The sequence below is a fragment of the Rhodococcus sp. 5A-K4 genome, assembly GCF_046097995.1.
GTDB lineage: Bacteria > Actinomycetota > Actinomycetes > Mycobacteriales > Mycobacteriaceae > Rhodococcus_F > Rhodococcus_F erythropolis.
The window spans coordinates 438,788-463,038 of sequence record NZ_JBJURM010000001.1 but is presented as its reverse complement, the minus strand read 5'-3'; the positions used below and the strand labels follow the sequence as shown (position 1 = coordinate 463,038).

Annotated in this window: 25 protein-coding genes; 7 read left to right on the top strand and 18 right to left on the bottom strand. The window is 62.1% G+C overall.

Going from position 1 to position 24,251, the window contains the following annotated elements; genetic code table 11:
• Positions 1–51 precede the first annotated feature (51 nt).
• From ACKAMS_RS02245 to mftA, 12 genes are all read right to left on the bottom strand, one after another.
• The gene (locus ACKAMS_RS02245) at positions 52–1,365 is read right to left on the bottom strand and encodes a helix-turn-helix domain-containing protein (protein WP_020969008.1); all 1,314 of its coding nucleotides are present in this window, start codon (positions 1,363–1,365) and stop codon (positions 52–54) included.
• Between the two features lie 105 nt (positions 1,366–1,470).
• Positions 1,471–2,952, bottom strand: a complete 1,482-nt coding sequence (gene mftG / locus ACKAMS_RS02240; protein ID WP_020969007.1) for a mycofactocin system GMC family oxidoreductase MftG — start codon at positions 2,950–2,952, stop codon at positions 1,471–1,473.
• Entirely contained in the window at positions 2,949–4,346 is a 1,398-nt protein-coding gene (gene mftF, locus ACKAMS_RS02235) for a mycofactocin biosynthesis glycosyltransferase MftF (protein ID WP_020906864.1), read from the bottom strand. The genes mftG and mftF overlap by 4 nt, the downstream gene beginning before the upstream one ends.
• Positions 4,347–4,443: 97 nt before the next feature.
• Positions 4,444–5,136 carry a mycofactocin biosynthesis peptidyl-dipeptidase MftE gene (gene mftE / locus ACKAMS_RS02230; protein WP_020969005.1) on the bottom strand — a complete coding sequence of 231 codons (693 nt, stop codon included), beginning with the start codon at positions 5,134–5,136 and terminating at the stop codon, positions 4,444–4,446.
• A gap of 100 nt (positions 5,137–5,236) precedes the next feature.
• Positions 5,237–6,475 carry a DUF222 domain-containing protein gene (locus tag ACKAMS_RS02225; RefSeq protein ID WP_408988536.1) on the bottom strand — a complete coding sequence of 413 codons (1,239 nt, stop codon included), beginning with the start codon at positions 6,473–6,475 and terminating at the stop codon, positions 5,237–5,239.
• Between the two features lie 52 nt (positions 6,476–6,527).
• Positions 6,528–8,477 carry a mycofactocin system FadH/OYE family oxidoreductase 2 gene (locus ACKAMS_RS02220; RefSeq protein WP_408988535.1) on the bottom strand — a complete coding sequence of 650 codons (1,950 nt, stop codon included), beginning with the start codon at positions 8,475–8,477 and terminating at the stop codon, positions 6,528–6,530.
• Positions 8,477–9,304: a mycofactocin-coupled SDR family oxidoreductase gene (locus tag ACKAMS_RS02215; RefSeq protein ID WP_003941966.1), complete on the bottom strand. Its 828-nt coding sequence runs from the start codon at positions 9,302–9,304 to the stop codon at positions 8,477–8,479. The genes ACKAMS_RS02220 and ACKAMS_RS02215 overlap by 1 nt, the downstream gene beginning before the upstream one ends.
• Positions 9,301–11,232: a mycofactocin system FadH/OYE family oxidoreductase 1 gene (locus ACKAMS_RS02210; RefSeq protein ID WP_408988534.1), complete on the bottom strand. Its 1,932-nt coding sequence runs from the start codon at positions 11,230–11,232 to the stop codon at positions 9,301–9,303. Before ACKAMS_RS02210 ends, ACKAMS_RS02215 begins: the two co-directional genes overlap by 4 nt.
• 26 nt (positions 11,233–11,258) lie before the next feature.
• Positions 11,259–12,437 (bottom strand): pre-mycofactocin synthase MftD, encoded by a 1,179-nt coding sequence (gene mftD / locus ACKAMS_RS02205; protein WP_020906858.1) that lies wholly within the window; start codon positions 12,435–12,437, stop codon positions 11,259–11,261.
• A gap of 55 nt (positions 12,438–12,492) precedes the next feature.
• A complete protein-coding gene (gene mftC, locus ACKAMS_RS02200) occupies positions 12,493–13,710 on the bottom strand; it encodes a mycofactocin radical SAM maturase (RefSeq protein ID WP_003942089.1) in 1,218 nt (405 codons plus the stop codon).
• Between the two features lie 76 nt (positions 13,711–13,786).
• Positions 13,787–14,074, bottom strand: coding sequence for a mycofactocin biosynthesis chaperone MftB (gene mftB / locus ACKAMS_RS02195; RefSeq protein WP_007728309.1), 288 nt, complete (start codon positions 14,072–14,074; stop codon positions 13,787–13,789).
• Entirely contained in the window at positions 14,059–14,154 is a 96-nt protein-coding gene (gene mftA, locus ACKAMS_RS02190; protein WP_063836238.1) for a mycofactocin precursor MftA, read from the bottom strand. The genes mftB and mftA overlap by 16 nt, the downstream gene beginning before the upstream one ends.
• Before the next feature lie 150 nt (positions 14,155–14,304).
• On the opposite strand from mftA, the gene mftR reads away from it, so the two are divergent.
• Together mftR and mftM are read left to right on the top strand one after the other, a co-directional pair.
• Positions 14,305–14,904 carry a mycofactocin system transcriptional regulator gene (mftR, locus tag ACKAMS_RS02185; protein WP_019744253.1) on the top strand — a complete coding sequence of 200 codons (600 nt, stop codon included), beginning with the start codon at positions 14,305–14,307 and terminating at the stop codon, positions 14,902–14,904.
• 11 nt (positions 14,905–14,915) lie between these two features.
• Positions 14,916–15,749, top strand: coding sequence for a mycofactocin oligosaccharide methyltransferase MftM (mftM, locus tag ACKAMS_RS02180; protein WP_019744254.1), 834 nt, complete (start codon positions 14,916–14,918; stop codon positions 15,747–15,749).
• Positions 15,750–15,755: 6 nt separating this feature from the next.
• On the opposite strand, the gene ACKAMS_RS02175 is transcribed toward mftM, so the two are convergent.
• Positions 15,756–15,959: a DUF4287 domain-containing protein gene (locus ACKAMS_RS02175; RefSeq protein ID WP_019744255.1), complete on the bottom strand. Its 204-nt coding sequence runs from the start codon at positions 15,957–15,959 to the stop codon at positions 15,756–15,758.
• Positions 15,960–16,101: 142 nt separating this feature from the next.
• On the opposite strand from ACKAMS_RS02175, the gene ACKAMS_RS02170 reads away from it, so the two are divergent.
• Positions 16,102–16,314: a molybdopterin-binding protein gene (locus ACKAMS_RS02170; protein ID WP_003942061.1), complete on the top strand. Its 213-nt coding sequence runs from the start codon at positions 16,102–16,104 to the stop codon at positions 16,312–16,314.
• Between the two features lie 16 nt (positions 16,315–16,330).
• On the opposite strand, the gene ACKAMS_RS02165 is transcribed toward ACKAMS_RS02170, so the two are convergent.
• Entirely contained in the window at positions 16,331–16,756 is a 426-nt protein-coding gene (locus ACKAMS_RS02165; RefSeq protein WP_019744256.1) for a DUF6314 family protein, read from the bottom strand.
• Positions 16,757–16,860: 104 nt separating this feature from the next.
• On the opposite strand from ACKAMS_RS02165, the gene ACKAMS_RS02160 reads away from it, so the two are divergent.
• The gene (locus ACKAMS_RS02160; protein ID WP_019744257.1) at positions 16,861–17,337 is read left to right on the top strand and encodes a MaoC/PaaZ C-terminal domain-containing protein; all 477 of its coding nucleotides are present in this window, start codon (positions 16,861–16,863) and stop codon (positions 17,335–17,337) included.
• Between the two features lie 233 nt (positions 17,338–17,570).
• Positions 17,571–18,359, top strand: coding sequence for a thioesterase family protein (locus tag ACKAMS_RS02155; RefSeq protein ID WP_019744259.1), 789 nt, complete (start codon positions 17,571–17,573; stop codon positions 18,357–18,359).
• Between the two features lie 23 nt (positions 18,360–18,382).
• On the opposite strand, the gene ACKAMS_RS02150 is transcribed toward ACKAMS_RS02155, so the two are convergent.
• Together ACKAMS_RS02150 and ACKAMS_RS02145 are read right to left on the bottom strand one after the other, a co-directional pair.
• Positions 18,383–20,053 (bottom strand): ABC transporter permease, encoded by a 1,671-nt coding sequence (locus ACKAMS_RS02150; protein WP_020968999.1) that lies wholly within the window; start codon positions 20,051–20,053, stop codon positions 18,383–18,385.
• The gene (locus ACKAMS_RS02145) at positions 20,050–20,985 is read right to left on the bottom strand and encodes an ABC transporter ATP-binding protein (RefSeq protein WP_020968998.1); all 936 of its coding nucleotides are present in this window, start codon (positions 20,983–20,985) and stop codon (positions 20,050–20,052) included. The genes ACKAMS_RS02150 and ACKAMS_RS02145 overlap by 4 nt, the downstream gene beginning before the upstream one ends.
• A gap of 68 nt (positions 20,986–21,053) precedes the next feature.
• On the opposite strand from ACKAMS_RS02145, the gene ACKAMS_RS02140 reads away from it, so the two are divergent.
• Complete coding sequence (locus tag ACKAMS_RS02140) at positions 21,054–21,548, top strand: GbsR/MarR family transcriptional regulator (RefSeq protein WP_019744262.1); 495 nt, start codon at positions 21,054–21,056, stop codon at positions 21,546–21,548.
• 83 nt (positions 21,549–21,631) lie between these two features.
• Positions 21,632–22,171: an RNA polymerase subunit sigma gene (locus ACKAMS_RS02135; protein WP_041815731.1), complete on the top strand. Its 540-nt coding sequence runs from the start codon at positions 21,632–21,634 to the stop codon at positions 22,169–22,171.
• On the opposite strand, the gene ACKAMS_RS02130 is transcribed toward ACKAMS_RS02135, so the two are convergent.
• Both ACKAMS_RS02130 and ACKAMS_RS02125 read right to left on the bottom strand, forming a co-directional pair.
• Positions 22,168–22,851 carry a MadR family response regulator transcription factor gene (locus tag ACKAMS_RS02130; RefSeq protein WP_019744264.1) on the bottom strand — a complete coding sequence of 228 codons (684 nt, stop codon included), beginning with the start codon at positions 22,849–22,851 and terminating at the stop codon, positions 22,168–22,170. The two genes, ACKAMS_RS02135 and ACKAMS_RS02130, sit on opposite strands and share 4 nt — an antisense overlap.
• Positions 22,848–24,239 (bottom strand): MadS family sensor histidine kinase, encoded by a 1,392-nt coding sequence (locus tag ACKAMS_RS02125; protein WP_408988533.1) that lies wholly within the window; start codon positions 24,237–24,239, stop codon positions 22,848–22,850. Before ACKAMS_RS02125 ends, ACKAMS_RS02130 begins: the two co-directional genes overlap by 4 nt.
• Between the last annotated feature and the right edge of the window lie 12 nt (positions 24,240–24,251).

Genomic DNA, 24,251 nt, shown 5'->3' with positions numbered 1-24,251 from the left:
TAGGAGTTGCAACGTTGCAAGTACGTTGCGTGCGAGAAACGCAGATGATTCTCAGATGCCCAATTGGCGGTCGAGGAGATCAATTCTTGCCTGTACCTGGGAATACAGCGGAGATTGAGGATCCAACGTGGACAGGTAGGCCTCCCACACGACGGAGTCTTCGCGCCCGTGTACGGACGTGGTCCACCGGGCCAGAAGGTTGGCGTCACCTCCACGCAGCAGAGCCGCCTGAACCCTGGTGCGTAGTTCTTCCCGCACCTCTTCGATTCCCGGGGAGGCCGAGCCTGCCAGTACCGGGCCCGAATACAGTTTCATCGCCGTCGCCGCGTCTCCGCGATCCAACGCTGCCCGCACGTCGCCGACGTCTGTCGTGAACTCCGCGATGATCCGATAAGGACGCGAAGCCAGCCGGTCGGCGCCGAAAACCTTACGAAGCCGCGACATTTCCGCGCGGATGGTCACTGCGTCGAGCTCCCCCTCGTCGAGCAGGACCGCAAGGTGGTCGGAGCTCAGACCCTCCGGATGTTCGGAGAGCAGAAGGAGAATCTCGGCGTGACGCTGCGAAATCGGGATGCGGTCACCGCCGCGAACCAGCGTCGGCCGGCCGGCACCGAATGTTTCGAGGCGCGGAGCCGTGGCGCTGAGCGGGATAGGCGAGTTCAAGAGGTGGAATCGCAATTCCGATTCGGCGGCCGCAACAGTTGCACGGATCAGCGACAGCACTTCGGGAACCGCGACCCTGGGACCACCGGTGATGTCGATGGCACCAAGGATTTGCCCAGTGGTGGGATCGTGGACGGGTGCGGCCGAACAACTCCAGTCGTGCACGGTTCGGTTGAAATGCTCGGATCCGAAAATCTGTACGGAGTGATCGAGAGCAAGCGCCGTTCCCGGCGCATTGGTGCCGACACGATCTTCGCTCCAGTCGGCGCCTTCGACGAAGTTCATGGACAACGCTTTGTCCTTGGCCGAATTGTCACCCTCCACCCAGAGCAGTCGACCGTGTGCGTCGCTGATCGCGATCAGCAATCCGGTCTCGGCAGCATCTTCCACCAGGAGTTTCCGAATCACCGGACGGATCAGTGACATGGGATGCGCGGACCGATATTTTTCGAGTTCCAACCCCTCGAGCATCTCAGGATTGCCGACAACGTCAGGATTTACTCCCTTGTTGCGGCTCCGCATCCAGGACTCGAGCACGACCGAACGGACATGGGAGTCGTCGGTCAGCCCTTGGCCGGGCACGCCGCGGGCATCGATGAACGACTGATGGGCAGACGAAAGTCGCCGCGCGAGTAACGCGACGTCATCGCCTGGCCTGACCGCCACCCACGGGTTGCCGGACACAGCCTGTTCACGTGCCATATTTTGCGTTCCTCCGCTCCGTGGACCACTGTAACGCCGATCACAGCCCATAGGCGAGAACGACCATTCGGTATGACTGTCGACCTAGCCTGCTGCCCCTCGCGGTCACTCGTCACCGAGCAGGATGGCGCTTGCTCGTTCCGCGACCATCACCGCGGTCGCGTGTGGGCCGCGGGTCGGGATCGTCGGCAGGATTGACGTGTCAACAATACTGAGTCCTTGCGCGCCGATCACACGGCACCGATCATCGACGACTGCGAACAGGTCCGATTCGGCACCCATCACGCAGCTACCGGACATGTGCAAGGACGTACCGAGGCGAGATTCGATCCACTCGTCGGTGTACTCCACGACGGGGCGATCGATCAACCCGGTCTCGGCGATCGACTCGAGAAGGTTCTCGGCGATCTGCATTCCTTCCCGAATGGCTGCTCGATCGTGCGTCGACGCGACGTAGTTGTATCGAATACGCGGTGCCCCAGCGGGATCCCCCGATGCCAGTTCGATGCTCCCACGACTGCGCGGCGCCATGAGGACCACCCCGACGCCGTGATCCATGCGAGGCACACCGGGAACCAAGTCTGTGAAAGATGCGGTGTACGGGCGGATTTCAAGCTCGGCGAGATTGAGTGCAGTCTCCAGCACCGGTGTCTGCGAGCGAATCGTGCGAGGCGTCGAAAAATGGTACGGCAGCAGCACTTCCGGATGGTCGACGAAGTTCTGGCCGACGCCATGTCGATCGAGAATGACGGAAACTCCTTGCTCTGCAAGTTGTTCCGCCGGACCAACACCGGAATTCAAGAGAATGTGCGGCGTCGCCACCGCACCCGAACACACGATCACGTGGTCGGCACGAATGCGTCGGACGTTGCCGTCGTCGAGAACGTCGACGCCGATCGCACGGGTTCCCGAGAATACGATGCGAATGACGTTCACTCCGGATTCCACCCGCAAATTCGGGCGGTGCAACGCCGGCATCAGATACCCGATCGCAGTACTGATCCGACGATGATCCGCCACGTTCAGTGGCACTCGGCCGACGCCGAACGAGTCCGGCGCATTCTTGTCGACGTCGTCGGGAAAACCTGCTCCGAGCGCTGCCGCATGAAACTCACCGCTCAGTGGATGCAGTTGGTCCCACGCTCGACGCTCGACCGGGATCGGACCGGCGGTCCCGTGGAACTCGCCCTCGAAATCACGATCCGTCTCAGACTTCTTGAAGTACGGCAAGACGTCGTCGTATCGCCAAGCACTCGGCCAGTTCTCGAAATCTACGCGGGTCGCGCGCGTGAAGTATGCACCGTTGACGGCCCCGGACCCACCGAGTGTCCGCCCGCGCGCAATCGTGGACGCCCGACGCGGTGTCAGTTCGACCGGATACGTCCACGTGTATTCGCTCGCAGGTCCGACCGGCAGTCGGTACGGATCACCCAGGACGTCCGGAAGTTCGAGCGCCGAACGATATCCGCTTCCCGATTCGAGGAGCATCACCGTGGCGGATGGATCTTCACTGAGCCTGGCTGCGACGACGCAGCCACACGTGCCACCACCGACAACCAGGAAATCTGCGTAGTCGGCTTCTGTCACTTGGTGATTCGAGGTTTCAGCGCCGCCCAGTCACGGGCGTCGAACGCGCCCCGCCAGAGTCCGGCTCCATACGCGATGTCATCTGCTCGTTTGAAGAAGACGTACCGAACCGGACCCAGCCCGCCTGGCTCACGGTGGCGATACCAGTCCACCAAACCTTCGGTGACTGCCGCAGCGACGGCCAGTCGCCGAATTCGACGGGAGGCGATCACCGCCAGAAGAGTCACCGGCCAGTAGTGACGACACATCGCCGAGGCGAGTTGCCAGAATCCTCCGACAAACCCCTGCGCAGTGAGGATCGCTGCGATCCGGGTGGGCTGACTCAGCCCGTTGAACATCTTTCGCAGGCGATACACCGTGAAGAGCAGAGCGCCCAGCGCACTCGCAAGACCGGAACGGGTCAGTGTTGCGGCGGCGATGCACGCGAAGAGCGTCGAGAACGACATCGCCATCGGCGGAACCGAACCCTCGTGTCTTGCAGCCAACGGCGCCGCGCCCGTGCCGTAGAACGCTCTCCTGGCGAACCACTTGTCGAACTGAACTCGATGATCGTGGGCGACATGCGCAACCGGTTCGTACCTCAATCGCCAACCCGCAGCCTGCAGTCGCCAGCAGAAATCGACGTCCTCGGCCACTTCGAGACTCTCGTCGAAACCGTTGCATTCGAGTGCCACGTCGCGCCGGACGATCACGGCCGCGCTGGGGACATAGGCGACCGGACTTCCCGACTTCACCGCAGCTTCTTTGCGTCCGAGGTCGAGAGACGATCGCATGTTCTCGTACCGCGCCAGCGCCGTCCCGTACGGATCGAGGGCGACGATGCGGGGCGCAACAAGGGCAACCCCTGGATCGCTGAAGTGGCCCAACATCAACTCGAGCCAACCGGCACGCGGTATGACGTCGGAGTCGAGGAAAGCTACGAAACGTGTTTGGGCCGAACGCAATCCCGAGTTTCTCGCTGCCGAGGGTCCGCGGGCGCTCTCGTGCCGCACCACTGTGATGGTTCCGGTGCCCGGGCAGGCGCGACGGGGCTCCACCGGCACTTCCGAACCGTCGTCGACAACGATGACAGTCAGATCCTTGAGGACGGGCAGTAGGCGTTCGACGCCGGCCTGGTTGTCCTTGACCGGAATCACGACGGTGACATCTGCCGCAGACGGTGTCGACATCGGACGAGGATTCGCGACGCCTGAATCGAGAAGGTGACGAGCAACCGCAGCGCTCTGCTGGTCGACCACCTCGAGGAAGCCGTCACCGATCATCGCCGCAGCCGTCGGAGCCAGCTTGAGCATCCGTGTCGGAGAGCCGCCGATGAGCACCCGGCCGCCCGAGTACGTGCGCACCTTGGGGTCCAACCGAATGCCGAAGCCGTCGGGGAGTCTTGCTGGTCGCATCAGATGATCGTAAGGGACGTAGCCCGTCGTGCTGCAACTCGTCGCAGCCTCGAAAGCCGTCGCAGGTGGACCGTCCGCCCCCACTCGGTCGTGGTCGTCACCGAAGCCTCCCATCTGGACCAGGCTCCCACCGGGCCAGTCCATCCGTCACGCGTCCTACCAACTCACCGAAGATGTATGCGCCGTCTTCGGCGGTAGCCCCGACTGGATTGCCGAGAACGCCGTTTTGCGACACAGCGACCATACCGCCCGAACGCATTCCTGGCATCAGGTCCGCGATAGGAGACAAATTTCCTGTCTCAGCAAGGCTCATGTGCACCAAATCGGGCGAAAGGTGCAGCAATAGGCTCGTTTCAGTGTGTCCCGCGTGCGCATCGGCACCCGCAACAGCGCACGGCACCCAAGCGGCGTCACGTCCCTCGTATCGAAGAAGTGCCACAGCTTTGGCCAGCGCGGGACCATTTCCGCCGTGGCCGTTGACGAACAGCACCCGCTTCGCCCATCTGAACGCCGACCTTCCGTATTCGACGACGAGAGTTTCCATAGCCTCGGCACCGATCGAAATCGTGCCGGCAAACCCTTCGTGTTCGCCGCTCGCCCCGTATTCGATGGCCGGGGCCACGACAACGTCGGGCAGAGCCTGTGCGACTGCTCTCGCGATCCGCGTGTCGGTATCTAGAGGCAGGTGCGGTCCGTGTTGTTCGAAAGAACCGACCGGGACCACGACGGTGAGCGCAGTGCCTTCGAGCGCAGGACTCGGGATGGCAGCAAGGTCACGCGGAGAACTCATCCCCCGATCGTATTGGTGCCGGCCCCTCCCACCGCAACACAGCATGCGGATACACCGGGGCATGGTTGTGCCCCGGTGTATCAGATTTCGGTTGTCGCGGTCACGCCGCTGTCGGTGGACTGTTCCCGCCGATCGGCTGCTGATACGGATCGATCGACATCGGTGGGTAGAACACCGTCTTCCGATCCGGGCCGATCTCCACCCGCCACTCGGTGTGGTGCATCGTCCGATGGTGATGACCGCACAACAAGATCAGATTGTCGAGATCTGTTGGGCCACCATCACCCCAGTGAACAATATGGTGAGCATCGCACCACCCCGACGGCGTCCCGCACCCCGGAAACGCGCACCCACCATCCCGAACCGCCAATGCCCGCCGCTGCGGCACCGTTGCTGTTCTCGCTTCCTTACCGCACTCGAGCGGAACACCATTCTCATCCAACAAGATCCGCGTCACGGTGCAGTCGCACGCCAACATCCGGGCAGTGTCGATACTGATCGGACCCACCCAATCCGTCCACGCAAACCCGAGTTCCTCCGTGGACAGCAGGAGGTCTTTCAGAACTTTAAGGTCCGTCATGTCTTTCGCGCTGGCGGTGACCGTGATGTGCGGTTTCACCCCGCCCTCGATCGGACCCAACCCCGCCCGCTCGTACCGGCGCAACAACTCGCAAAACCCGTCCGCACGCCGTAATGCCGGAGTACGCGTGTCCTTCACGCCGTCCTTCTCCGGCGTCGGAGCGGACAGACTCGACAACAAGGTGATCAGACGCGCCCCGTTCACAGCATCCAAGTCGCCCTTCACAGTTACTCTGCCGTACAGGCCTTTCGAGGCGTAGAACTCGTTCCGCTCCGAATCCTCGCCGACCGGAACACCGTCCCCACGCTTGCCGTACTGCTTCTCGATCCGCCGAATCGCCGCCCGCACCGCATCACAGTCCGCAATGTTCTTCGACGCCAACCCCAACAGAATCCCGCGAGCCTTGTCCACATCCGCCAGGGTCATGTTCTTCGGTGGATGCTGACAAAACGACGCCACCTGACGGGCTTTCAACGCATCCACGTCACCACGGTGAAACGCATCGCCCACAACGGGTTCGAGCATCAACAACCGCGCCAACCCGACCAGCAGACTGCACTCACCGATCTCCAGATTCGTCGAACCGTGCAACCACTGCGCGATCGCCCGAAAACCCTTCCCCCCGAGAACCTCACGGGAAAACATTTCCACGATCAGCAACACCATCCGCGATTGCAACTCGTGCCGGGCGTGCACCAGATCGAGAACCTCACTCTTGAGGCCCTCGCCATCCAGTTGCCACGCTTCCCGACTGTCCATGCCGAAAGTTTAATCGAACATACTTTCGAGAACCAGAGACAAAACGGACGACTTATATCGCCAACGCAGCCCGATGCCCCTCGATGACCGCTGCGTGCGAACGTCTCGGAGACAAGGCGTCACCGATGCGAAATATCTCGAAAGAACTTCCCCGCAAGGAGTTCCACAACTCGTCGACAGGTTCCTGCTGTGTCGCGAAGACCACCCAGTCGACCGCGACTTTCTCGACCACACCCGTCGGAAGGTGAACCAAGCTCACCAGCGGCGAGGCTGTAGTGCTCACCGAAGTCACCATCAGATCCGTCCGTTGCACGATCGACTTCTCGAACGCCCGGCGGTTCCACCCCTCGAAATCCAGGGTGACGCTCAGATCTTGGGCAACCACCATGCCGTTGGTCGCGATCGTGACAGCGCAACCTCGATCAGCCAGGAATTCAGCCACCGACGTACCTTGATGGAATCCCAACTCGTCGTATACGAGCACCGTTCCGCTCGGCAGAACCCTGCCGTCGAGAACGTCTCGAACACTTACGACACGCTCTGATCCACCCGCCCACGTTGGGCGCACGGGCCGCGCGCCGGTTGCGATCACGACCACGTCGGGCGCCCGTTCCTCCACAATCGCAAGGTCAGCTCCAACACCCAGCTCGATCGTCACACCGCTTCGGCGACACTCCGATTCGAGATTTCGCACGAGGTCGGCGAGCTCACGGCGAACCGATACCACCGAGGCGGTAAGAATCTGTCCGCCAAGTCTTCGTTCACGCTCGAACAGCGTCACCACATGACCTCGCTGGGCCGCGGTGGCCGCAGCTTGCAGGCCGGCCGGGCCGCCGCCAACTACCACCACCGTGCGGCCCCGTCGCCGCGGCATCGGCAGCGGGACCGCTTCCCGACCGGCGCGCGGATTTTCGGTGCACCCCAACCAACGCCCCAGACCCATCCGCCCGACGCATTCCTGGTTGCAGGACAGGCAGGTTCGCACCTCTGACGATTGACCAGCACGCGCCTTGTTCACAAAATCCGGATCGGCGATCTGCCCGCGAACTACGCCCACCAGATCGCATACACCGTCCTCGAGTGCAGCTTCGGCTTGCTCCGGCGTCTTGAAACGGCCGACTCCGACGACTGGAAGATCGACGACCTCCCTGATCGCAGACGGGACGAAGTTGGCGTAGCCCGTGGGTACAGCCATCGATGCTTCGACCAGATGCAGTGTTTCCGTGGCCATTCCGACGGTGGTGTTGATGTAGTCGACGTGACCGTCAGCGTCGATCAGTTGGGCGGTGGTTACCGCGTCGGACAGTTCGATGCCACCCCGCGTTCCTTCGTATCCACTCAGGCGCACACCGAGCACACGATCCGGGCCGATGGCCTTACGCAGGACCCCGAGCACTTCGAGAAGGAAACGAGCACGATTCGCCACGCCCCCGCCGTAGCGATCGGTGCGCAGGTTGGTCGAGGGTGCCAGAAACGCGCGCACGACGGACGACTGCGACGCCTGCAATTCCACCCCGTCGAAGCCACCGGCGACGCAGTTGCGCGTAACAAGGGCGAACCCTGCGAGAATCTCGGCGATGTCCGCGTCGTCGACAGCTTTGGGCACCTCGCGGAACAACGGATCCGCAACGGCGCTCGGCGCCAACAGCGGCGATCGCGAATAGGTTCCAGCGCCCTGACCCCCATTGTGGTTGATCTGCGCGAGAATCGACGAACCATGTGCATGAACGGCGTCGGTGATCCGCCGGTATCCCTCGATCGCTTCCGGCCGATAGCCCGCAATCATCTTCTCGTACGGTCGATCCGAAGGATGCGTCGAGTGTTCCTCGGTGATGATCAGACCCGCACCGCCCCGTGCCCGCGCCTCGTAGTAGCTCGCGTGCTGCTCCGTCGGCAACCCGTTCTCCGCGTAATTGGTCAGGTGTGCGGAGAACACGACCCGATTGCGGAGTGTCAGGTTGCCCAGGCGCAGTGGCGCGAAGAGGCGCGGGTACGGCGTCATCAGACCTTGGAGTTTCCCTGATCGAGAGCGATATGACTTGCCGTGACGGTGCGTGAACCGTCACCCGCGAGCCACAGAACGGTATCGGCGATCTCGTCGGGTTCGGCGAACGCGATGTCCGAGAGGATCGGAGTGAAGTTGGGAAGGTACTGCGGAAACTTTGCAAATACCTCGAGCGCGCCCTGGTCGACCCCCATCGGCGTATTTACTCCGTAAGGGTGGATCGAGTTGACCCTGATCTTGTACTCCCCCAGTTCCTTTGCCGCGGCCTGCGTCAGACCGACGAGACCGAACTTGGCGCTCGCGTAGTGCGCCTGTCCGGGCAGCGCCTTGAGTCCGGCCACCGAACTGACCACGATGATCGATCCACCGCGCCCACCTTCGATGATCGCCGGCACCGATGCCTTGAGGGTTTTCCAGACTCCGGTCAGGTTGATGTCGATCAGGGTTTCCCACTGCTCGTCCGACATTTCCCAGAATCGATTCCAGTTGCAGACCCCGGCATTGGCGACCACGATGTCGAGGCGTCCGAACTGCTCGACACCATCCTTGACCACCGCGGTGAGCGCTGCGCCGTCACGGACATCTACCTCGCGAGCGAGGATCTTCCCACCCTCCGCTTCGACCAGACGTATCGTCTCGGCAAAATCCTCGGAAGTTGCTGCGTCGTAAGAATTGTCCGACGCCACCGACGCGCACACGTCGACTGCGATGATCGCTGCTCCCTCGCGCGCCATCTTGACCGCGTGCGCACGTCCTTGACCGCGCGCTGCGCCGGTGATGAAAGCAACGCGACCTTCGAGCGAACGAACTGAACCCTGTGTCATGAGATAGCCCTCTCTGCAGAATTGAAACTCGTTCTAGTAGTAAACCCTGCAAAGCGCCCTTCGCGGATGGATTCGAGAACAGTTCTCGGGGCAACCGAGTCACCCACCTGGATGTCGGCCGCTTCCTTCAGCGTTTCGTTCGGCAGACGGGGCGAGCAGTCGATCACCACTTCACACTCGAGCTGTGACCGCTCGCCGGTATGAACGTGCTCGACGCAGACGGCCCCTGAGGCGATTTCGATGACACGGGACGCGAGCACCCTGGTGACCCCGGCCTGCTGGATGCGCGTGTTGGCGCCGACCAGATCCCCACTCGCACCGAGCCTCGAACCGACGATGCTGTCCGGGGTCACAATCGAGACGGAGACGCCCTGGACCGCGAGTGCTTCTGCGAGCGCCACCGCGATCGGTCCACCGAGCGGATCGATCAGCGCGACCGGACCCGGCCCCACGGTGGTCAACTTCTCGAAGGCTTCCGACGCATCCAACCACCGAACCGAATCGTCGACCGGATACGTCGGCGGCCGCGCAGCGCTACCGGTGGCAAAAACAATCAGCTCGCCCCGACTACGTGCGTCACTCAGGTCCTGCGCCTCGACCGCCGCCCCGGTCCGCATCGTCACGCCGCTACGACGGCATTCGTCCTCGAGCCACTGTGCGAGGAGTGTGAACCGGCTGCGGCCGTCACCTCGCGCAAAAGTTCGGATCATGCCGCCGAACTGCGATGAACTCTCGACGAGTGTGACCGAGTGCCCCGCCACCGCCGAGATCCGCGCGGCTTCCATCCCGGCGGGGCCACCCCCCACGACCAGCACGGCTCCCGGTGTCGAAATCTGCTCTCGCTCATCGGGGTCCACCGTCTCGAAACCCGCGCTCGGATTCCCCACGCACGTCACGACCGGGTTGCGAGGATCACGCACGAGGCACGTCTGATTGCAGAGCACACACGGCCGTGGACGATCACCGCGCGCGGCTTTCACGACCAGGTCCGGGTCCGCGATCTGGGCCCTGGTCATCTCGACGAACTCGGCCACTTCCAGCGCTGCACGAGCGTCGGCGATGTCCACGACGCTCCCCTGCACGACAACCGGAATCGAGACCGCGGCCTTGATCTCACGGCACAGATCGAGGTTGAAGTTCGGCGGGCAGTGAAAGTCGGGTCGGTACCCCTCTGACGAATAGAGTCCGCCACGAACGACGACAAGGAGATCGAGTAGTGGCGACAGATCGCGTGCAAAACCGGCGGCGAGATCGGGTGTCAGTCCCGCCCATGGTGCTTCCTCGTCGCAGGACAACCGCAGGGAGACAACGTGGTCCGACCCGACTTCCTCGCGCACTGCCGAGATGATCTCGCGAACAAGGGCAACGCGATCAGTGCCGTATCGGTCTTGCCGAGTGTTGGTCAGACCCGAAAGGAACTGTCGCAGAATGCTTCGAGGACCGGCATCGAGTTCCACTCCGTCCATTCCCGAAGCGATGGCCATTGCCGACGCTTCACGAAAGCCGGCCATCAGCTGGTCGATTTCCGGCTGCCCCATTGCCATCGGCAACTCACGCGTCACCGGGTCGGCCACTCTTGACGGTCCCCACAGCACCGATTGGGAGTATGCGCTCGATCCCTGCATGCCGGTATGGCCGAGCCCGGCAAGAACCAGCGTTCCGTACGGAGCACATGCGGCCGCGATCGACTGCCACCCCGGGCCGCACTCCGACGCCAGCGGTGCCCGCTCGTACGGCCAGTCGTTCTCCAATACCGAGGCCACTTCGGTGACGACGATTCCGGCTCCACCCTCGGCGCGGCGCTGGTAGTACGCACGGTGCCGATCGGAAAGTGATCTTCCCACAGCAAGATTGGTCTCATGCGGACCGAAAACAACCCTGGACCGGACGAAGCGTCCGGCCAGGGTTGTGTGTTCGTCGAGTGTCAACTCACAGCTCTATCGGAACCGCAATCTCAGCTGGCGCCCAGTGAGCGTGTGAAGCCTTCCGGGATCACCAGGTCTGCCGGGCTCAGTTCGGTGATGGACGAGTGGCCAAGGCCCATCAGCCCCGAGTCGATGCCCATCCGCATCAGGTCGAGCACGTTCTCGACACCGGCCTGGCCGTTTGCCGAGAGACCCCACAGGTAGGCGCGCCCGAGCATGACGGCCTTGGCTCCGAGTGCTAGCGCCTTGACGACGTCGCCGCCGCGTCGAATGCCGCCGTCGAGAACAACTTCCACCTGATCGCCCACGGCCTCGGCAATGCCCGGGAGCACGCGGATCGGCGCCGGGGTGCCGTCGAGGTTGTTACCACCGTGGTTGGAGACCGAGATAGCGGAGACACCGGCGTCGACAGCTCGCTTGGCGTCGTCGATGCGCATGATGCCCTTGAGCATGAACGGTCCACCCCACTGCTCACGAAGCCAGGCGATGTCTTCCCAAGTCGGAAGCGGGGTCTGCATCCACTCGCCGTACGCGCCGAAGAACGTCGGTGCCGGCTGGCCGGGAGCCGCGAGGTTGGGTGTTGTCAGGTCGGGGATCTTGCCGGTCTTGGCGAACTCCAGCAACCACTTCGGGCGCATGATGCCCTCGGGAGCGAACTGGAACATCGCCTTGAGGTCCATCTTTTCGGGGATGGACGGGCTGCCCCAGTCGCGACCGTACGAGAAGGACCAGTCGGTGGTGATGATCAGGCCCTTGGCACCGGCAGCGCGAGCGCGCTCCATACGCTGCAGGAGCACGTCGCGGCTGCCGACCCAATACATCTGGAAGAAGACCTGCGGGTTGGCCGCGGCAACTTCTTCGATGGACTTGCTGGCGAAAGAACTCAGTCCGATGGCTGTTCCCCGTGCTGCAGCTGCACGAGCTACCGCTACCTCACCGTCGGGGTGCACTGCCTGCACACCTGTCGGTGAAATCATGACGGGCAACGAAATGTCCTGGCCCATAATGGTGGTGGACATCTCGCGCTTGTCCGACAGTCCCGCAGCGTGAGGAGCGAAACCCAGTTCGCTGAATGCCGCGACGTTGTCGTCGACCGTCAGCCCTTTCTCGGATCCCGCCACCAACGCCGCGTACACGGACTTGGGCAACCTCTTCTTCGCACGGCGCTGTGCTTCTGCCACCGTCTCGAAGAAAGCATTCTTAGCCATTGAACTGACCTCTCTGGGGTGCAGCTTTCGCCGCACTGTCGGTATCGCGCAGTAGTTACTGCATTCCCGCAAGCGGGTTTTCGTCACAAATCTTGGCGGGCGGACGCATCATCAGTGTCAGTGGCACCGATGCACGTGGGGTCTTACGTTGACCGGAACGGGAGTGGTCGACGCTGGACTTCGGGACCTCTCCCGCCGACGCCAATGCCATTTCACCGTTACCGATGACGCATTCGGGGTCAGGTCCGTCCATCGGCAGTCCGGTGAAGAACTTGGCTGCCATGCAGCCACCCCGGCAGGAGTCGTAGTGATTGCACTTGCTGCAGGCGCCACCGGTCTGCGGCGAGCGCAGCTCCTCGAACAGGTCCGAGTGCTGCCAGACTTCCTGGAATCCACCGTCTTTCACGATGTTTCCGGCGAGGAACTGCTCGTGAATCGCGAACGGGCATGCGTACACGTCACCGACCGGGTCGATCAGGCACACGACGCGGCCCGCGCCACAGAGATTGAGACCGGGCAGTGCATCGCCGAACGCGGAGAGGTGGAAGAACGAGTCGCCCGTCAGGACGCCTTCGCCGTTGGCCACCAACCAGTTGTAGAGCTCACGCTGCTGCTCCGGGCGTGGGTGCAGGTCGTCCCACACGTCGGCGCCGCGGCCCGAAGGGCGCAGTCGAGTGATGCGCAGGGTCGCGTCGTACTTGTCCGCGAGAGCCTTGAACTCGTCGAGCTGACTGACGTTGTGCCGCGTGACGACCACCGAAATCTTGGCGTCCTTGAAGCCGGCTTCCTTCAGGTTCGCGAGAGCCCGCTCGGCCATTGCGAACGAACCAGGCCCGCGCACAGCGTCATTGACCTCAGCGGTGGCACCGTCGATGGAAATCTGCACGTCGACGTAGTCACTGGCCGCAAGCCGTGCCGCGACCTTCTTGTCGATCTTCACGCCGTTGGTGGAGAACTTCACGCCAACCTGGTGGTCCGTTGCGTAATCGACGAGCTCCCAGAAGTCGGAGCGTACCGTCGGCTCGCCGCCACCGATGTTGACGTAGAAGACCTGCATACGTTGCAGCTCGTCGATGATGGACTTGCACTGTTCGGTGCTCAGCTCGTTGGGGTCACGGCGACCCGACGACGAAAGGCAGTGCACGCAGGACAGGTTGCAGGCGTAGGTGAGTTCCCACGTCAGGCAGATGGGGGCGTCGAGTCCGAGTTCGAACTGATCGACGAGGCGACCCACCTTGGCGGGCGGAGAGGGCTGTTCAAGAACTGAGGTCATGGCTGTGTCCTCGCGAAGAAATGAAGCGGGCGAACGTGCAGAAGGGCTGTTCCGCACGTGGGGGCGAGCGTCTGGCTCAGACAGGCACGATCATGTGCGAATCGGCGAGAGTGCTCAGCGCGCGGGCATATTGGGGAGCCGCGTCATCTTCGATGCCTTGCGCACGTAGTGCGGACCTGACATCAGGATGGTCTGGCAACGCCTTGACCACCGCAACGATGGTCGTGTTCTTCAGGAACGACAGCTTGCGCGTTCCGAAGTGGTAGAGCAACGCCCCGAAAGGTTCGGGGCGAAGCGCTACCTGCGGGTGGAGTTTCCACCCCGCATCGAGATCCAAAGCAGACACGGTCAGTACACGCCGCACATGCCGTCGATGGAAACTTCCTCAACGAGGGACTCCTCGACGAGGTCGTTCTCGAGCGCCTTGTTGTCACGATCTGACATGGATTCCTCCTGCGGTCGCACTCCGTCTGGAAGTCTGTAGATCAGACTTCCAACCTGGGAGTTGGTGGTCACTAGTGGGACTTCACTGTGACTCGGTTCACCACTGTAATGGCATCGAGTGCAGAATGACACACATGGAGCGAAAAAAGTATGCGTAGCCGCAAGAAACCGTCCGCTCGGATAGGTCGTCGCCCCTCCACAACGAGGGAGGGAATCAGCACGATCGGCATCGAACTGTTCTCCACCGTCGGCTTCAACGAGGTGAGCGTCGACCAGATAGCCGACGCCGCCGGCATCGCGCGCCGGACTTTCTTTCGCTACTTTCCGTCCAAGAACGCCGTCCCCTGGGGCGACTTCGACGGACATCTCGACGAGATGCGCGAGCACCTGGATTCACTGCCCGCTGACATACCGTTGGTCGACGCACTCGAATCCGCATTGTTGACGTTCAACACCTTCCCGCCGGAAGAGACTGCGGTACATCGCAAACGGATGGAATTGATCCTCGAAGTTCCGACGCTTCAGGCATACTCTGTGGTGATGTACGAAGGTTGGCGGCAGGTGGTCGCCGACTACGTCGCACGCCGAATGAATCTCGAGCCGACCGATCACGGCCCACGCACGGTCGGCTATCTTCTGCTCGGGGTCGCCATGTCGGCGTACGAACAGTGGCTCACCGACGATTCACTCGAGCTACCGGAACTCTTGAAAACAGGTACGCAGTCCTTGCGGACCGGCATCACCACCTGAGAAAGGCGATCATGTCCACCATCACGAACGAACCGGTCCTGGATTCACTGGCACCGTCGACGCCGGGCTTGTGGTCGTTCGGGCATGTCACCGTCGAACGTGTCGATTCCGGTCCGATCTCGCTCGATCGTCGAGGCGGCAGACTCCACGTCAGGCACTCCCTCACTCCCGCCGATCTGAGCGAGCGACTCGTAGCCGGAGTCACCTCGTCGATCCAGGACGCGGAGTTCGGTCAGGACGAATTCGAGTTGACGATGGTCGGACTGGTTCGGTCCACCGTGGACGGCGCTCTCGAATCCTGGACCACCTACTACCGGAACTCCCTTGCCGAACTACTGGACGGCACTGCAGATTTCGCGCCGATTCACGACAAAGCCGAAGAACTGGTTCGCGGTTCCGTACTCGATCTGGGTTCCTGCTTCGGTTTCCTGCCCCTGCGGCTCGCGCGCGCCGGAATGGACGTGACCGCCACGGACATCCTGCCCGGAACGATGATCCTGCTCGACGCGGTAGCCCCCGAACTCGGCATCACGATCGACACGGTGATCTGCGACGCGGGTGAAGTACCGGCACCGGACAACAGCGCCGACACCGTCACCGCAATTCATCTCCTCGAGCACGTCGACGACTCGGTCGGCGAAGCCGTGATCGCGCAGGCACTCCGAATCGCACGTCAACGGGTCGTCATAGCCGTCCCCTTCGAAGACGAAGCCACCGCGTGCCACGGCCACATCCGTACGTTCGATCTCGAGTCACTGCGTGCGGTCGGCCGGCAGACCGGTGTGCCGTTCGAGGTATTCGAGCATCACGGCGGCTGGTTGGTGCTGGACGCATCGGCCGCCTGAAAAGAACTAACCTTCTTTCAGCGTATGGGCGACAAGTGCATTCGCGTGCCCATGCCCCATCCCGTGCTCCGACTTCAACCAATTCACCAATTCCATGTGCTTGGTGAGGTCTGAGCTTTTGATCAGCTCTTGCCACTCACCGATCGGCCGACCGTATTTCTTCTCGATCGACGGAAAATACGACGCCGGGCCTTTCACGGGTTCAGTCATGACCGGAATCTACCTCCACCGCCCGACAATATTCGCGCACCTGCGGTGCCCGCATGTCCGCACCTGCGGAATCGCTGGGTAGATACGCGACCATCGGATTATGGTCGAAGTACACCCACCCCAGAGCACAGGAGTTTCAGAGATGCGACTGTCCACACGAAATCAACTCACCGGCACCATCACCGAGGTCAACCTCGGCACCGTCATGGCAACGGTCAAGGTGAAGTTGGACGGCGGCAACCAGATCGTGACTTCGTCGATCACCCGCGATGCCGCACTGGATCTCGACCTCGAACCAGGCCAAGCCGCAACGGTATTCGTGAAGTCCACCGAGGTGACGATCGGCGTCGAATAACTGGTGATCGCTGCGATCAGGGCCGGGTGAGATGCGTGGTCATCGTGTAGTTCTTGCTCGGCCCCGTCACGGTCCAGACGACCGCCCAAGCCGATCCATCTACTGCAGTGACGTCGATTCGCCCGCGGTAGGTGTCCGCACCGCACAGGTGCTCGACTTCCTCCCCCGGCGCCCAGTCGTGGAACTCTCTGCCGTCTTCGAATGTCACGGCCCATTCGAGGCCGCGCTTTGCAATGAACAGAGTGCGGAACACTGGCAATTCCAGATCGCCGTCACGCAGAGTGCCACTCTCGTACCAGCGCATCCGACCGTCACCGGCGTCGGAGATAGTGGTCTCGCCGAAGACATGCTTGGTGGAACCGGAAAGGCGGTCGACGATGTCGCGCTCGAAGTGCCACGTTCCTGCCAGCGCCCTCGGCTCGATCTTCGCGTCGTCAACCATGTGACGATTCTAGTGACCCTGGACAAGGACTTGCGAAGGAGCCGAACGCACTGCGTGGAGTATGTTCCGAGTACACCCGGAACACGCAGGAGATTCACACAGACATGAATGATTCGGCCGCCCTTCACCAACGCACAGTGTTCGCCGAAGATCTCGAGATCGGCCAAGTGATCCCATTGGGCTCGTATTCGGTGACCGAAGAGGAGATCGTCGAGTTCGCAACCCAGTGGGATCCCCAGTGGTTTCACATCGACAAGGAAGCCGCCGGGTCCGGGGTCTTCGGCGGGTTGATCGCCAGCGGGCTGCACACCCTGTCGATCTGCCAGAAGTTGGTGGTCGACAGTCTCTACGACCAGTGGAACGTGATCGCCGGAAAGTCCATGCGCGACGTGAGCTTCCTACGTCCACTTCGCCCCGGTGACACCCTGAGCGGAAAGGTCACCGTCGACAACGTCGTGTTCGACAATCGCGCGCGGGGATTGGTCACCATCACAGCGAAATTGGTCGATGCAGACGGCAATCGCGTTCTCGACGTAGTCACTGACGCCTACCTGCACTGTCGCCCGACTCGCGGACAGTGAATTATCGGTAAATTCCGCACCGCATTGTCTGAATTGCCGTACTTTCAGTGACGTTGCGACGCAACAGTACCCATCCCCGCAAACAGGAGTTCCTCACACATGAGCAGCCTCGGCGAGATCAATCCTCTCGGCATTCTTCAGATCCTCATCTACATGGTCTTCGGTGGGTCGTCCAGCACTCCCGAGTAGACCCTAGCTTGCCATAGCCATAGTCAGCATCTAGGGTGCTGACTATGGCAACCAATAGTCAGGCGTCCGCGACGGTAGCGCCGTCGACCGACGCAGCGTGTCATCACACCGAATTCGACTCCAGCTGGCGGAGTTTCGACGGCATTCAGGGCGGACTCGCCGTTGCACGGATGCTGCGAGTGGCTGCCGACGCGTCCGGAGCCGAACCTCTGGCAGTCACGGCGCACCTGGACCGCCCCGTCCCTCCGGGGCCGGCCGAGCTGACTGTCGACGATATGCGGGGCGGGCGGACCGTCAGTTGCCACGTCACGCTGACCGGTTCGGGATCCGCTCTCGTTCGGCTAGCCCGCGACACAGGAGGCACAACGATGTCCGCCCCTGTCGCCGCACCGACTCCGGCCGACCCGTCAACCCTGCCGCCGCTGGAGATCCCGGTGGATTTTGTGCCGTTCTCCCAGCACCTCGACATCCGGCCGATCAATTCCGCGAGGCCGTTCGCCGGTGGCGACTCCCCGGAATTCGACGTCTGGATCCGATTGCTCACAGACCTCGATTTCACGGCCCAAGAGCGCGCCGCGGTCCTTCTCGACGCGCTTCCGCCCGGATTGTTCGCGACACTGACGATGCCCGTGGCTATACCCACTATCGAGTTCACCGCGCATTTCACACCGGAGCACCTCACGGCAGATCCCCAATCACTGTCACCGTGGTATCGCCTACGCCACGGGACCGCCTGGGCGACAGACACTCTCTGTGTTGACGAATCCGAACTATTCGACTCGACCGGACGGCTCGCTGCTCGGGCTCGCCAGCTTCGTCGAATTCTGGGTTGAACTCCCAATTGAGTTCAGCCCTACTACCCCTGGAGGTCGCGACGACGGAACGCAACAAGCGATGCTGTCGAAAGCACTACTGCCACAACGATCATTGCCAGCAGCGGTAGAACTGTCACTGGCTCGGCGGGGGCACCCGGCACGTGGGTGAAGGGTGACAGATCCAGCACTAACTGTGGAAGCTTCAGCAACGTTCCGAGTTGCCCGAGCACGATGCATGCCGCCAAGATTCCCCAGGAGAGCGCCGACGCGTAGGTCGGAAACAGTCCGAAAGCCAACGACACCAACCCCACGACTACAAGCACCGCGGGTAGATAGGCCAAGGCAGCGCCTGTCATGCGAAGTGTGTTGCCGCCGATGTCGTCCGTGACGAGCCCGAAGGCAAATCCGGTGAAGGCACCCATCAAGACGTGCGCGAGGATCACCCCACCCACAACCATACCCAGGTGGGAAAGCATCCACCTCCACCGCGACAAAGAGGTTGCCAGCAACGGTTCGAGCCGTCCCGATGTTTCCTCACCCCGCATCCGGAGAAGACTCTGGACCGAATATGCCGCGATGACAATCGAGGTGAGACCGAGAGCAGTGGCCAAGTACGAATCCACCAGATCCGTACCGCCGCCACCAAGTTTCTCGAACATCTCCGCGGTCTGCTGCGACGATCCCACCATCGCGTCGATCTCGTTGCCCACAGCGCCGTAGGCGAACCCGAGAATGACAACGGCAAAGATCCACCAGAACATCGTCATTCGCTGCATGCGCCACGCCAGGCCCCAAGCCGACGGCAACCACGATGCTGCGGTCGGCGGGCCGGGCCGGGGCTGCACGAGCCCCGCTCCCTGATCGCGATGGCCGATGAGAACAAACGCCACCACCACGTGCACAACCGCAAATCCGATCAGCAACAGCAGGATCCACCAGGCGTCGTCGTCGAAAGGTCTGATCTGTTGCGCCCATCCGATCGGCGAAAGCCACGACAACCAACCGCTCACCACGCGAGTTCCGTCGTCGACGACCGTACTGTTCACGTCGCCGATCGCGCGCAGCATGAAGGCAACACCGATCGCGGCACCCGCCAGACCGTTGGCCGTACGAGCACCGTCGGTGATCTGCGCAGTCACCGCCGCCACACCGGCAAACGCGATTCCGGTCCCACCTATCGAAGCACCCAACGCGAGCGAACCAACGACAGGCAAACCGACGGCGATCGATCCCAGGGCAATTCCCAGTGTCAGAACCACGTTCGCACCGACCGTGACAATCAGTGCGGACGTCAGAAGCGCTCGCCGACCCACCACCGCAGCACCGATCATCTCGGCACGGCCGGTCTCCTCGTTCTGTCGTGTATGACGAACCACCGCAAGGGTGCTCATCAATGCCGCCACCAACGCGAACACGAGCACCGACTGACTGGCGACTATCGCGCCCTGCGAATCGCCGGACACGATTCCGTTGGTCGCCAGCGCCACCGGCGATACTGCGGAACTGACTGCGATGTTTCGTAATTCCTCGGGTGTCGAGTACAGCCCGGTCACACTGGCGACGACTAGCAGCATGAACAAGACGATCGAGATGACCCACACCGAAAGCTGAATTCGGTCCCGTCGCAAAGCCAACCGGACCAGTCGGCGTGTGCCGGTGAATTGACTTGCCGAGGCAGGTACCGGTGGAGCGGCCTCGACAACAACGGTCATGGCCGTACACCGGTCTCGGCTCGCAGGTGGACCGAAGTCTCCCTGGCGCGCTCGTCACCGTAATGACGCAAGAAGAGTTCTTCGAGTGTCGGCGGAGTGGAAGTGAGCGCCACGATTCCGAATCCGACCAAGTACGTCATGAGTGGTCCGAGTTGCGCGCTGTCGACTTCGCAGGTGACGTGGTTACCGTCGATCACCGCGTCGTGGACCCCGCCGAGCCCGTCGAGTCCGCCGATCTGGCGCTGTGTCTCCGCCGAGATGGACGTGCGCGTGAGATGCCTGAGTTCGGACAGCGTTCCCTCTTCCACCGTCCGCCCGTCGCGGATGATGCTCACGCGATCGCACAGCGCTTCGACCTCGGCGAGGATATGGCTCGACAGCAAGACCGTCTTTCCGGCGTGAGCCACCTCCTCGACGCAGTCCTGAAACACCGCTTCCATCAACGGGTCGAGCCCCGATGTCGGTTCGTCGAGTACGTAAAGGTCGACGTCGGACGAAAACGCCGCCACGAGTGCAACCTTCTGCCGATTACCTTTCGAGTACGTCCGCGCCTTCTTGGTCGGGTCAAGTTCGAAGCGATCGAGCAACTCGCTGCGGCGTTTTCGGTCCAAGCCACCGCGCAGACCCGCCAACAGATCGATAGCCTCCCCGCCGGTGAGGTTGGGCCACAGATTCACGTCGCCAGGCACGTAAGCGAGACGTCGATGCAAGGTAACAGCGTCTCGCCACGGATCGCCGCCGAGAACAGTTGCGTCTCCGGAGTCCGAGCGGAGCAGGCCGAGGAGCACCCGAATAGTGGTCGACTTTCCAGAGCCGTTCGGTCCCAGGAATCCGTGCACTTCACCTGCTGAGACTTCGAGGTCGAGGCCGTCCAGCGCGCGGGTGGTACCGAAGGTCTTGACGAGGCTTTTCACTGAAATTGCCGCACCCATGAATTTGACCGTACGCCGATTTCACAAATGTGTGAAGATAGAAAAGAAGAAAAGATCGAAGGGTTCCGATGACCGACACCAGCCACACCGTTGCACCGGACGAGAGCCGACATTTTGTCGAACGACTCTCACTCGTTCTGAGCGACATGGGTTTTCCGCCGATGCCTGCCCGCGTGTGGGCCGCGTTGATGACCAGCGAGACACCCTCGTCCACGCCAGGAGATCTCGGATCTCGGTTGGGAGTGAGCCCCGCCGCCATTTCCGGAGCAGTCAGATACCTCCAGCAAGTCGGATTGATCGAGCGAGTGGCCGTCCCCGGATCGAGGCGTCAGCACTACTGCGTCAGCGTCGACATGTGGGCCGACGCGTTTGTCACGAAACAATCGTCCCTCTACCAGGTCTCGGCAGTTGCGGACGAGGGCATTCGGGTCCTCGGTGAAGGCACTACGGCCGGCGATCGCATGGAAGATCTGCGCGACTTCTTCGACTTCATGGCCGCGGAAATGCCGCGCATGCTCGCGGACTGGCGCTCCCAGCGAAAAGACCGGACACCTGGAAGGTAACTTCAGGTTTACCCGCATTTTCGGTGGGGTACCTCAATTCTCGTTCCAGCATGATGAGGTGCGCTGTACCCGAGGAGTTGTTGATGAAGCTGTCGATCAGGGGCGCGAAGACTTCACCGACGCCACCCTCCGCACGAACCGCTTCACCCGAAACCTGTGAACAATCGATTTCCTTGAACCGCAACGCCGCCGGGGCATTCGCCGGCGATCATCACGCACTGTCGAAACTCCTGGCCCGATTGCACCCTCGCGTCGTTCTCTACTATCGCGCCAGGCTTCTCGGGACGCCTGTCGCAACATTCGCCGACGATCTCGCCCATCAATGCACCCTGGACGTCGTCACACGAATGTCCGAAACGATCTCGGCCGACACACGCATCGAGAACTTCGCCTACGAGTTGGCCTCGCAACGGATTGCGTCAATTCCCCAGTCACGCAACATCGACGGACAATTCAAACGCCCACGTCGCCTCACCGACGACCAACGTGAGGTCCTGGTATTGCGAATCGCAGTGGGTCTGACTGCCGAGATGACCGCGTCGACTCTGCGCACAACTCGATCGAGCGTGCTCCTCGTACAGCATCAGGCGCTGCGCGCCTGGGCGGTCTCCGAGCGGAGCTAGATCAGACCTTGCTTACTCGCGGCGTAGACGGCCTCTGCTCGCCGACTCACCTCGAGTTTGCGCATGATGTTGCTGACGTGGAACTTGACCGTGGTCGGCGAGATGAACAATCGCTCACCGATCTTGATGTTGGACAAGCCGTTTGCGAGCAGTCTCAGTACTTCGAGTTCACGATCGGTCAGTCGTTCTTTGGATGACGACTGCCCGTTGAGCGATCTGACGACAGCCGATGCGCTGCGAGAATCGAACGCACTCTCACCCCGCGAGACAGCCCTGATCGCACGCACCAATTCGGTGGTGTCGACGTCTTTGACGACATAGCCGCGAGCGCCCGCGTGTACCGCTCGCACCACCAGTTGATCGTCGAGAAAGGTGGTGAGAACCAACAGTCCGAGCCCGGGATGCGCCGTAGACAACTGGCCACAAAGGGTCAGTCCCTCGTAGTCGGAACTGGCGGATAGTTTCAGATCCATCAAGACGATGTCCGGGCCCACCTTGTCGACCACGGCAAGCGCCTCGGCGAGAGACGAAGCCTCCCCCACGATCTCGAGGTCGCTTTCGCGCTCGAGAACCGAGCGGAGCCCTTGCCGCAAAATTGCATGGTCGTCGACCAGGACGATTCGAACCAATCCCTGAACCGGCGATGCTCCGCGGGTGATGACGGGACGCGCAGTGGTCATGATTCCTCGCTCTCGATTTCAGTGGTGGAGCAAAGATTGTCGACATCCGCCTGGAGCGGAAGTGCCTGTGGCAGTGGTAGTGGCAGTCGCACGAGAATCTGAATTCCACCGATCCGCGCGCGCCGAACTTCGAGCGCACCACCCAACTCGAGAGTTCGTGTCTGCATGTTCGCCAGTCCGCGATGACGGCCGTCGACGTCGTTGGTGGCTGCGAGTTTGAGGATCAGACGCATCCGCGCAGGGTCGCCGTCACCGTCGTCGGAAACCGACAGCAGCACCGTATCCGCTCGATAGGTCAACCGCAGGACCGCTCGACTCGCATGGGCATGCACCGCAACATTGAACAGCGCCTCCCCCGCGATCCGCAGAAGAGCGTGTTCGGCATCGCCTGGAAGCTCGGTCGGGGTGCCGCCGACGCGAACGCTGACCGCCAACCCGTCCGGCATGTGAACCACGCCGAGCTGCTCGAGCATCTCGGGCAGCGACGTCCGGTCCGCGTCCGAGGAATGATTGAGCGCGTAGATCGCCGAGCGAAGCTGCTCGACCGCCCGCCTGGTCAAATCCTTTGCCAAGTCCAGTCTTTCACTGCGTTCCGCCTCCGGGATGTCGCTCCGGCAGACCTCGATCTGCATGCCGGCCGACAACACAGCCTGTGTCACGCTGTCGTGAAGTTCGCGGGCGATCCGGTGCCGTTCGTCGTCGACCACCTGGTGCCGGTGAGCCACTCCGAGTTGACGCTGCGTGGACTCCAATTCGCTGTTGCGCACCGCGAGGTCGGCTGCAGTGCGATTGGCCTCCGCATATGCGTCTTCGGCTCGTTCGAGCAGTAGTTGTCCGCGCTGGTAGAGCGCCGAGTTCTGCAGGGCCACAGCAGTCTGGCTGGCCAGAATGCTGAGCACGGCTCCGTCCGTCGTATCGAGCGTCCGGTTGGCCGGCGTCCAGGCAGCAAAGGCGCCGACCACACCGCCGCCGAGTACGATCGGCACAAACGCATAGTGAGCGTCGATCACCGAGTTGGATTCGATTCTTCCGCACCGGATGTCGTCGAGGCATTCGACGACGTCCTCCGGAAGTGGTGGCCCCTCGACGTTGTCGACCAGAAAAGGGGTAGCGTCCGGGCCGAGAACCAATCGCCGTGGTCCGGCGTCGGGCAATGTTCCGTCGGCCAAGGCGAAGACTATCCAGTTGGCACTCAGATGAGCACGGGCAGCTTCCGCCACCGCACAGACGAGGGTTTCCGGTCCCTCGACGGTTCGCACCAAAGCCCGCGAGATCAATTCCAACGCATGTACGACGCGTTCGAGGCGCTCGGCCGCACCGCGGTACTGCGGATAAAACGAACTCTTACCTGAACGTAATCCGGTGAGTCGCGACAGGTCCGCGGTCATTGTCTGCACCGC

What these genes read in the sequence shown, in the direction of transcription:
- ACKAMS_RS02245 (WP_020969008.1), bottom strand. Translation starts at nt 1,365, where the DNA reads ATGGCACGTGAACAGGCTGTGTCCGGCAACCCGTGGGTGGCGGTCAGG.
- mftF (WP_020906864.1), bottom strand. Translation starts at nt 4,346, where the DNA reads ATGCGACCAGCAAGACTCCCCGACGGCTTCGGCATTCGGTTGGACCCC.
- mftE (WP_020969005.1), bottom strand. Translation starts at nt 5,136, where the DNA reads ATGAGTTCTCCGCGTGACCTTGCTGCCATCCCGAGTCCTGCGCTCGAA.
- ACKAMS_RS02225 (WP_408988536.1), bottom strand. Translation starts at nt 6,475, where the DNA reads ATGGACAGTCGGGAAGCGTGGCAACTGGATGGCGAGGGCCTCAAGAGT.
- ACKAMS_RS02220 (WP_408988535.1), bottom strand. Translation starts at nt 8,477, where the DNA reads ATGACGCCGTACCCGCGCCTCTTCGCGCCACTGCGCCTGGGCAACCTG.
- ACKAMS_RS02215 (WP_003941966.1), bottom strand. Translation starts at nt 9,304, where the DNA reads ATGACACAGGGTTCAGTTCGTTCGCTCGAAGGTCGCGTTGCTTTCATC.
- mftD (WP_020906858.1), bottom strand. Translation starts at nt 12,437, where the DNA reads ATGGCTAAGAATGCTTTCTTCGAGACGGTGGCAGAAGCACAGCGCCGT.
- mftC (WP_003942089.1), bottom strand. Translation starts at nt 13,710, where the DNA reads ATGACCTCAGTTCTTGAACAGCCCTCTCCGCCCGCCAAGGTGGGTCGC.
- mftA (WP_063836238.1), bottom strand. Translation starts at nt 14,154, where the DNA reads ATGTCAGATCGTGACAACAAGGCGCTCGAGAACGACCTCGTCGAGGAG.
- mftR (WP_019744253.1), top strand. Translation starts at nt 14,305, where the DNA reads ATGCGTAGCCGCAAGAAACCGTCCGCTCGGATAGGTCGTCGCCCCTCC.
- mftM (WP_019744254.1), top strand. Translation starts at nt 14,916, where the DNA reads ATGTCCACCATCACGAACGAACCGGTCCTGGATTCACTGGCACCGTCG.
- ACKAMS_RS02175 (WP_019744255.1), bottom strand. Translation starts at nt 15,959, where the DNA reads ATGACTGAACCCGTGAAAGGCCCGGCGTCGTATTTTCCGTCGATCGAG.
- ACKAMS_RS02170 (WP_003942061.1), top strand. Translation starts at nt 16,102, where the DNA reads ATGCGACTGTCCACACGAAATCAACTCACCGGCACCATCACCGAGGTC.
- ACKAMS_RS02165 (WP_019744256.1), bottom strand. Translation starts at nt 16,756, where the DNA reads ATGGTTGACGACGCGAAGATCGAGCCGAGGGCGCTGGCAGGAACGTGG.
- ACKAMS_RS02160 (WP_019744257.1), top strand. Translation starts at nt 16,861, where the DNA reads ATGAATGATTCGGCCGCCCTTCACCAACGCACAGTGTTCGCCGAAGAT.
- ACKAMS_RS02155 (WP_019744259.1), top strand. Translation starts at nt 17,571, where the DNA reads ATGGCAACCAATAGTCAGGCGTCCGCGACGGTAGCGCCGTCGACCGAC.
- ACKAMS_RS02150 (WP_020968999.1), bottom strand. Translation starts at nt 20,053, where the DNA reads ATGACCGTTGTTGTCGAGGCCGCTCCACCGGTACCTGCCTCGGCAAGT.
- ACKAMS_RS02145 (WP_020968998.1), bottom strand. Translation starts at nt 20,985, where the DNA reads ATGGGTGCGGCAATTTCAGTGAAAAGCCTCGTCAAGACCTTCGGTACC.
- ACKAMS_RS02140 (WP_019744262.1), top strand. Translation starts at nt 21,054, where the DNA reads ATGACCGACACCAGCCACACCGTTGCACCGGACGAGAGCCGACATTTT.
- ACKAMS_RS02135 (WP_041815731.1), top strand. Translation starts at nt 21,632, where the DNA reads ATGAAGCTGTCGATCAGGGGCGCGAAGACTTCACCGACGCCACCCTCC.
- ACKAMS_RS02130 (WP_019744264.1), bottom strand. Translation starts at nt 22,851, where the DNA reads ATGACCACTGCGCGTCCCGTCATCACCCGCGGAGCATCGCCGGTTCAG.
- ACKAMS_RS02125 (WP_408988533.1), bottom strand. Translation starts at nt 24,239, where the DNA reads ATGACCGCGGACCTGTCGCGACTCACCGGATTACGTTCAGGTAAGAGT.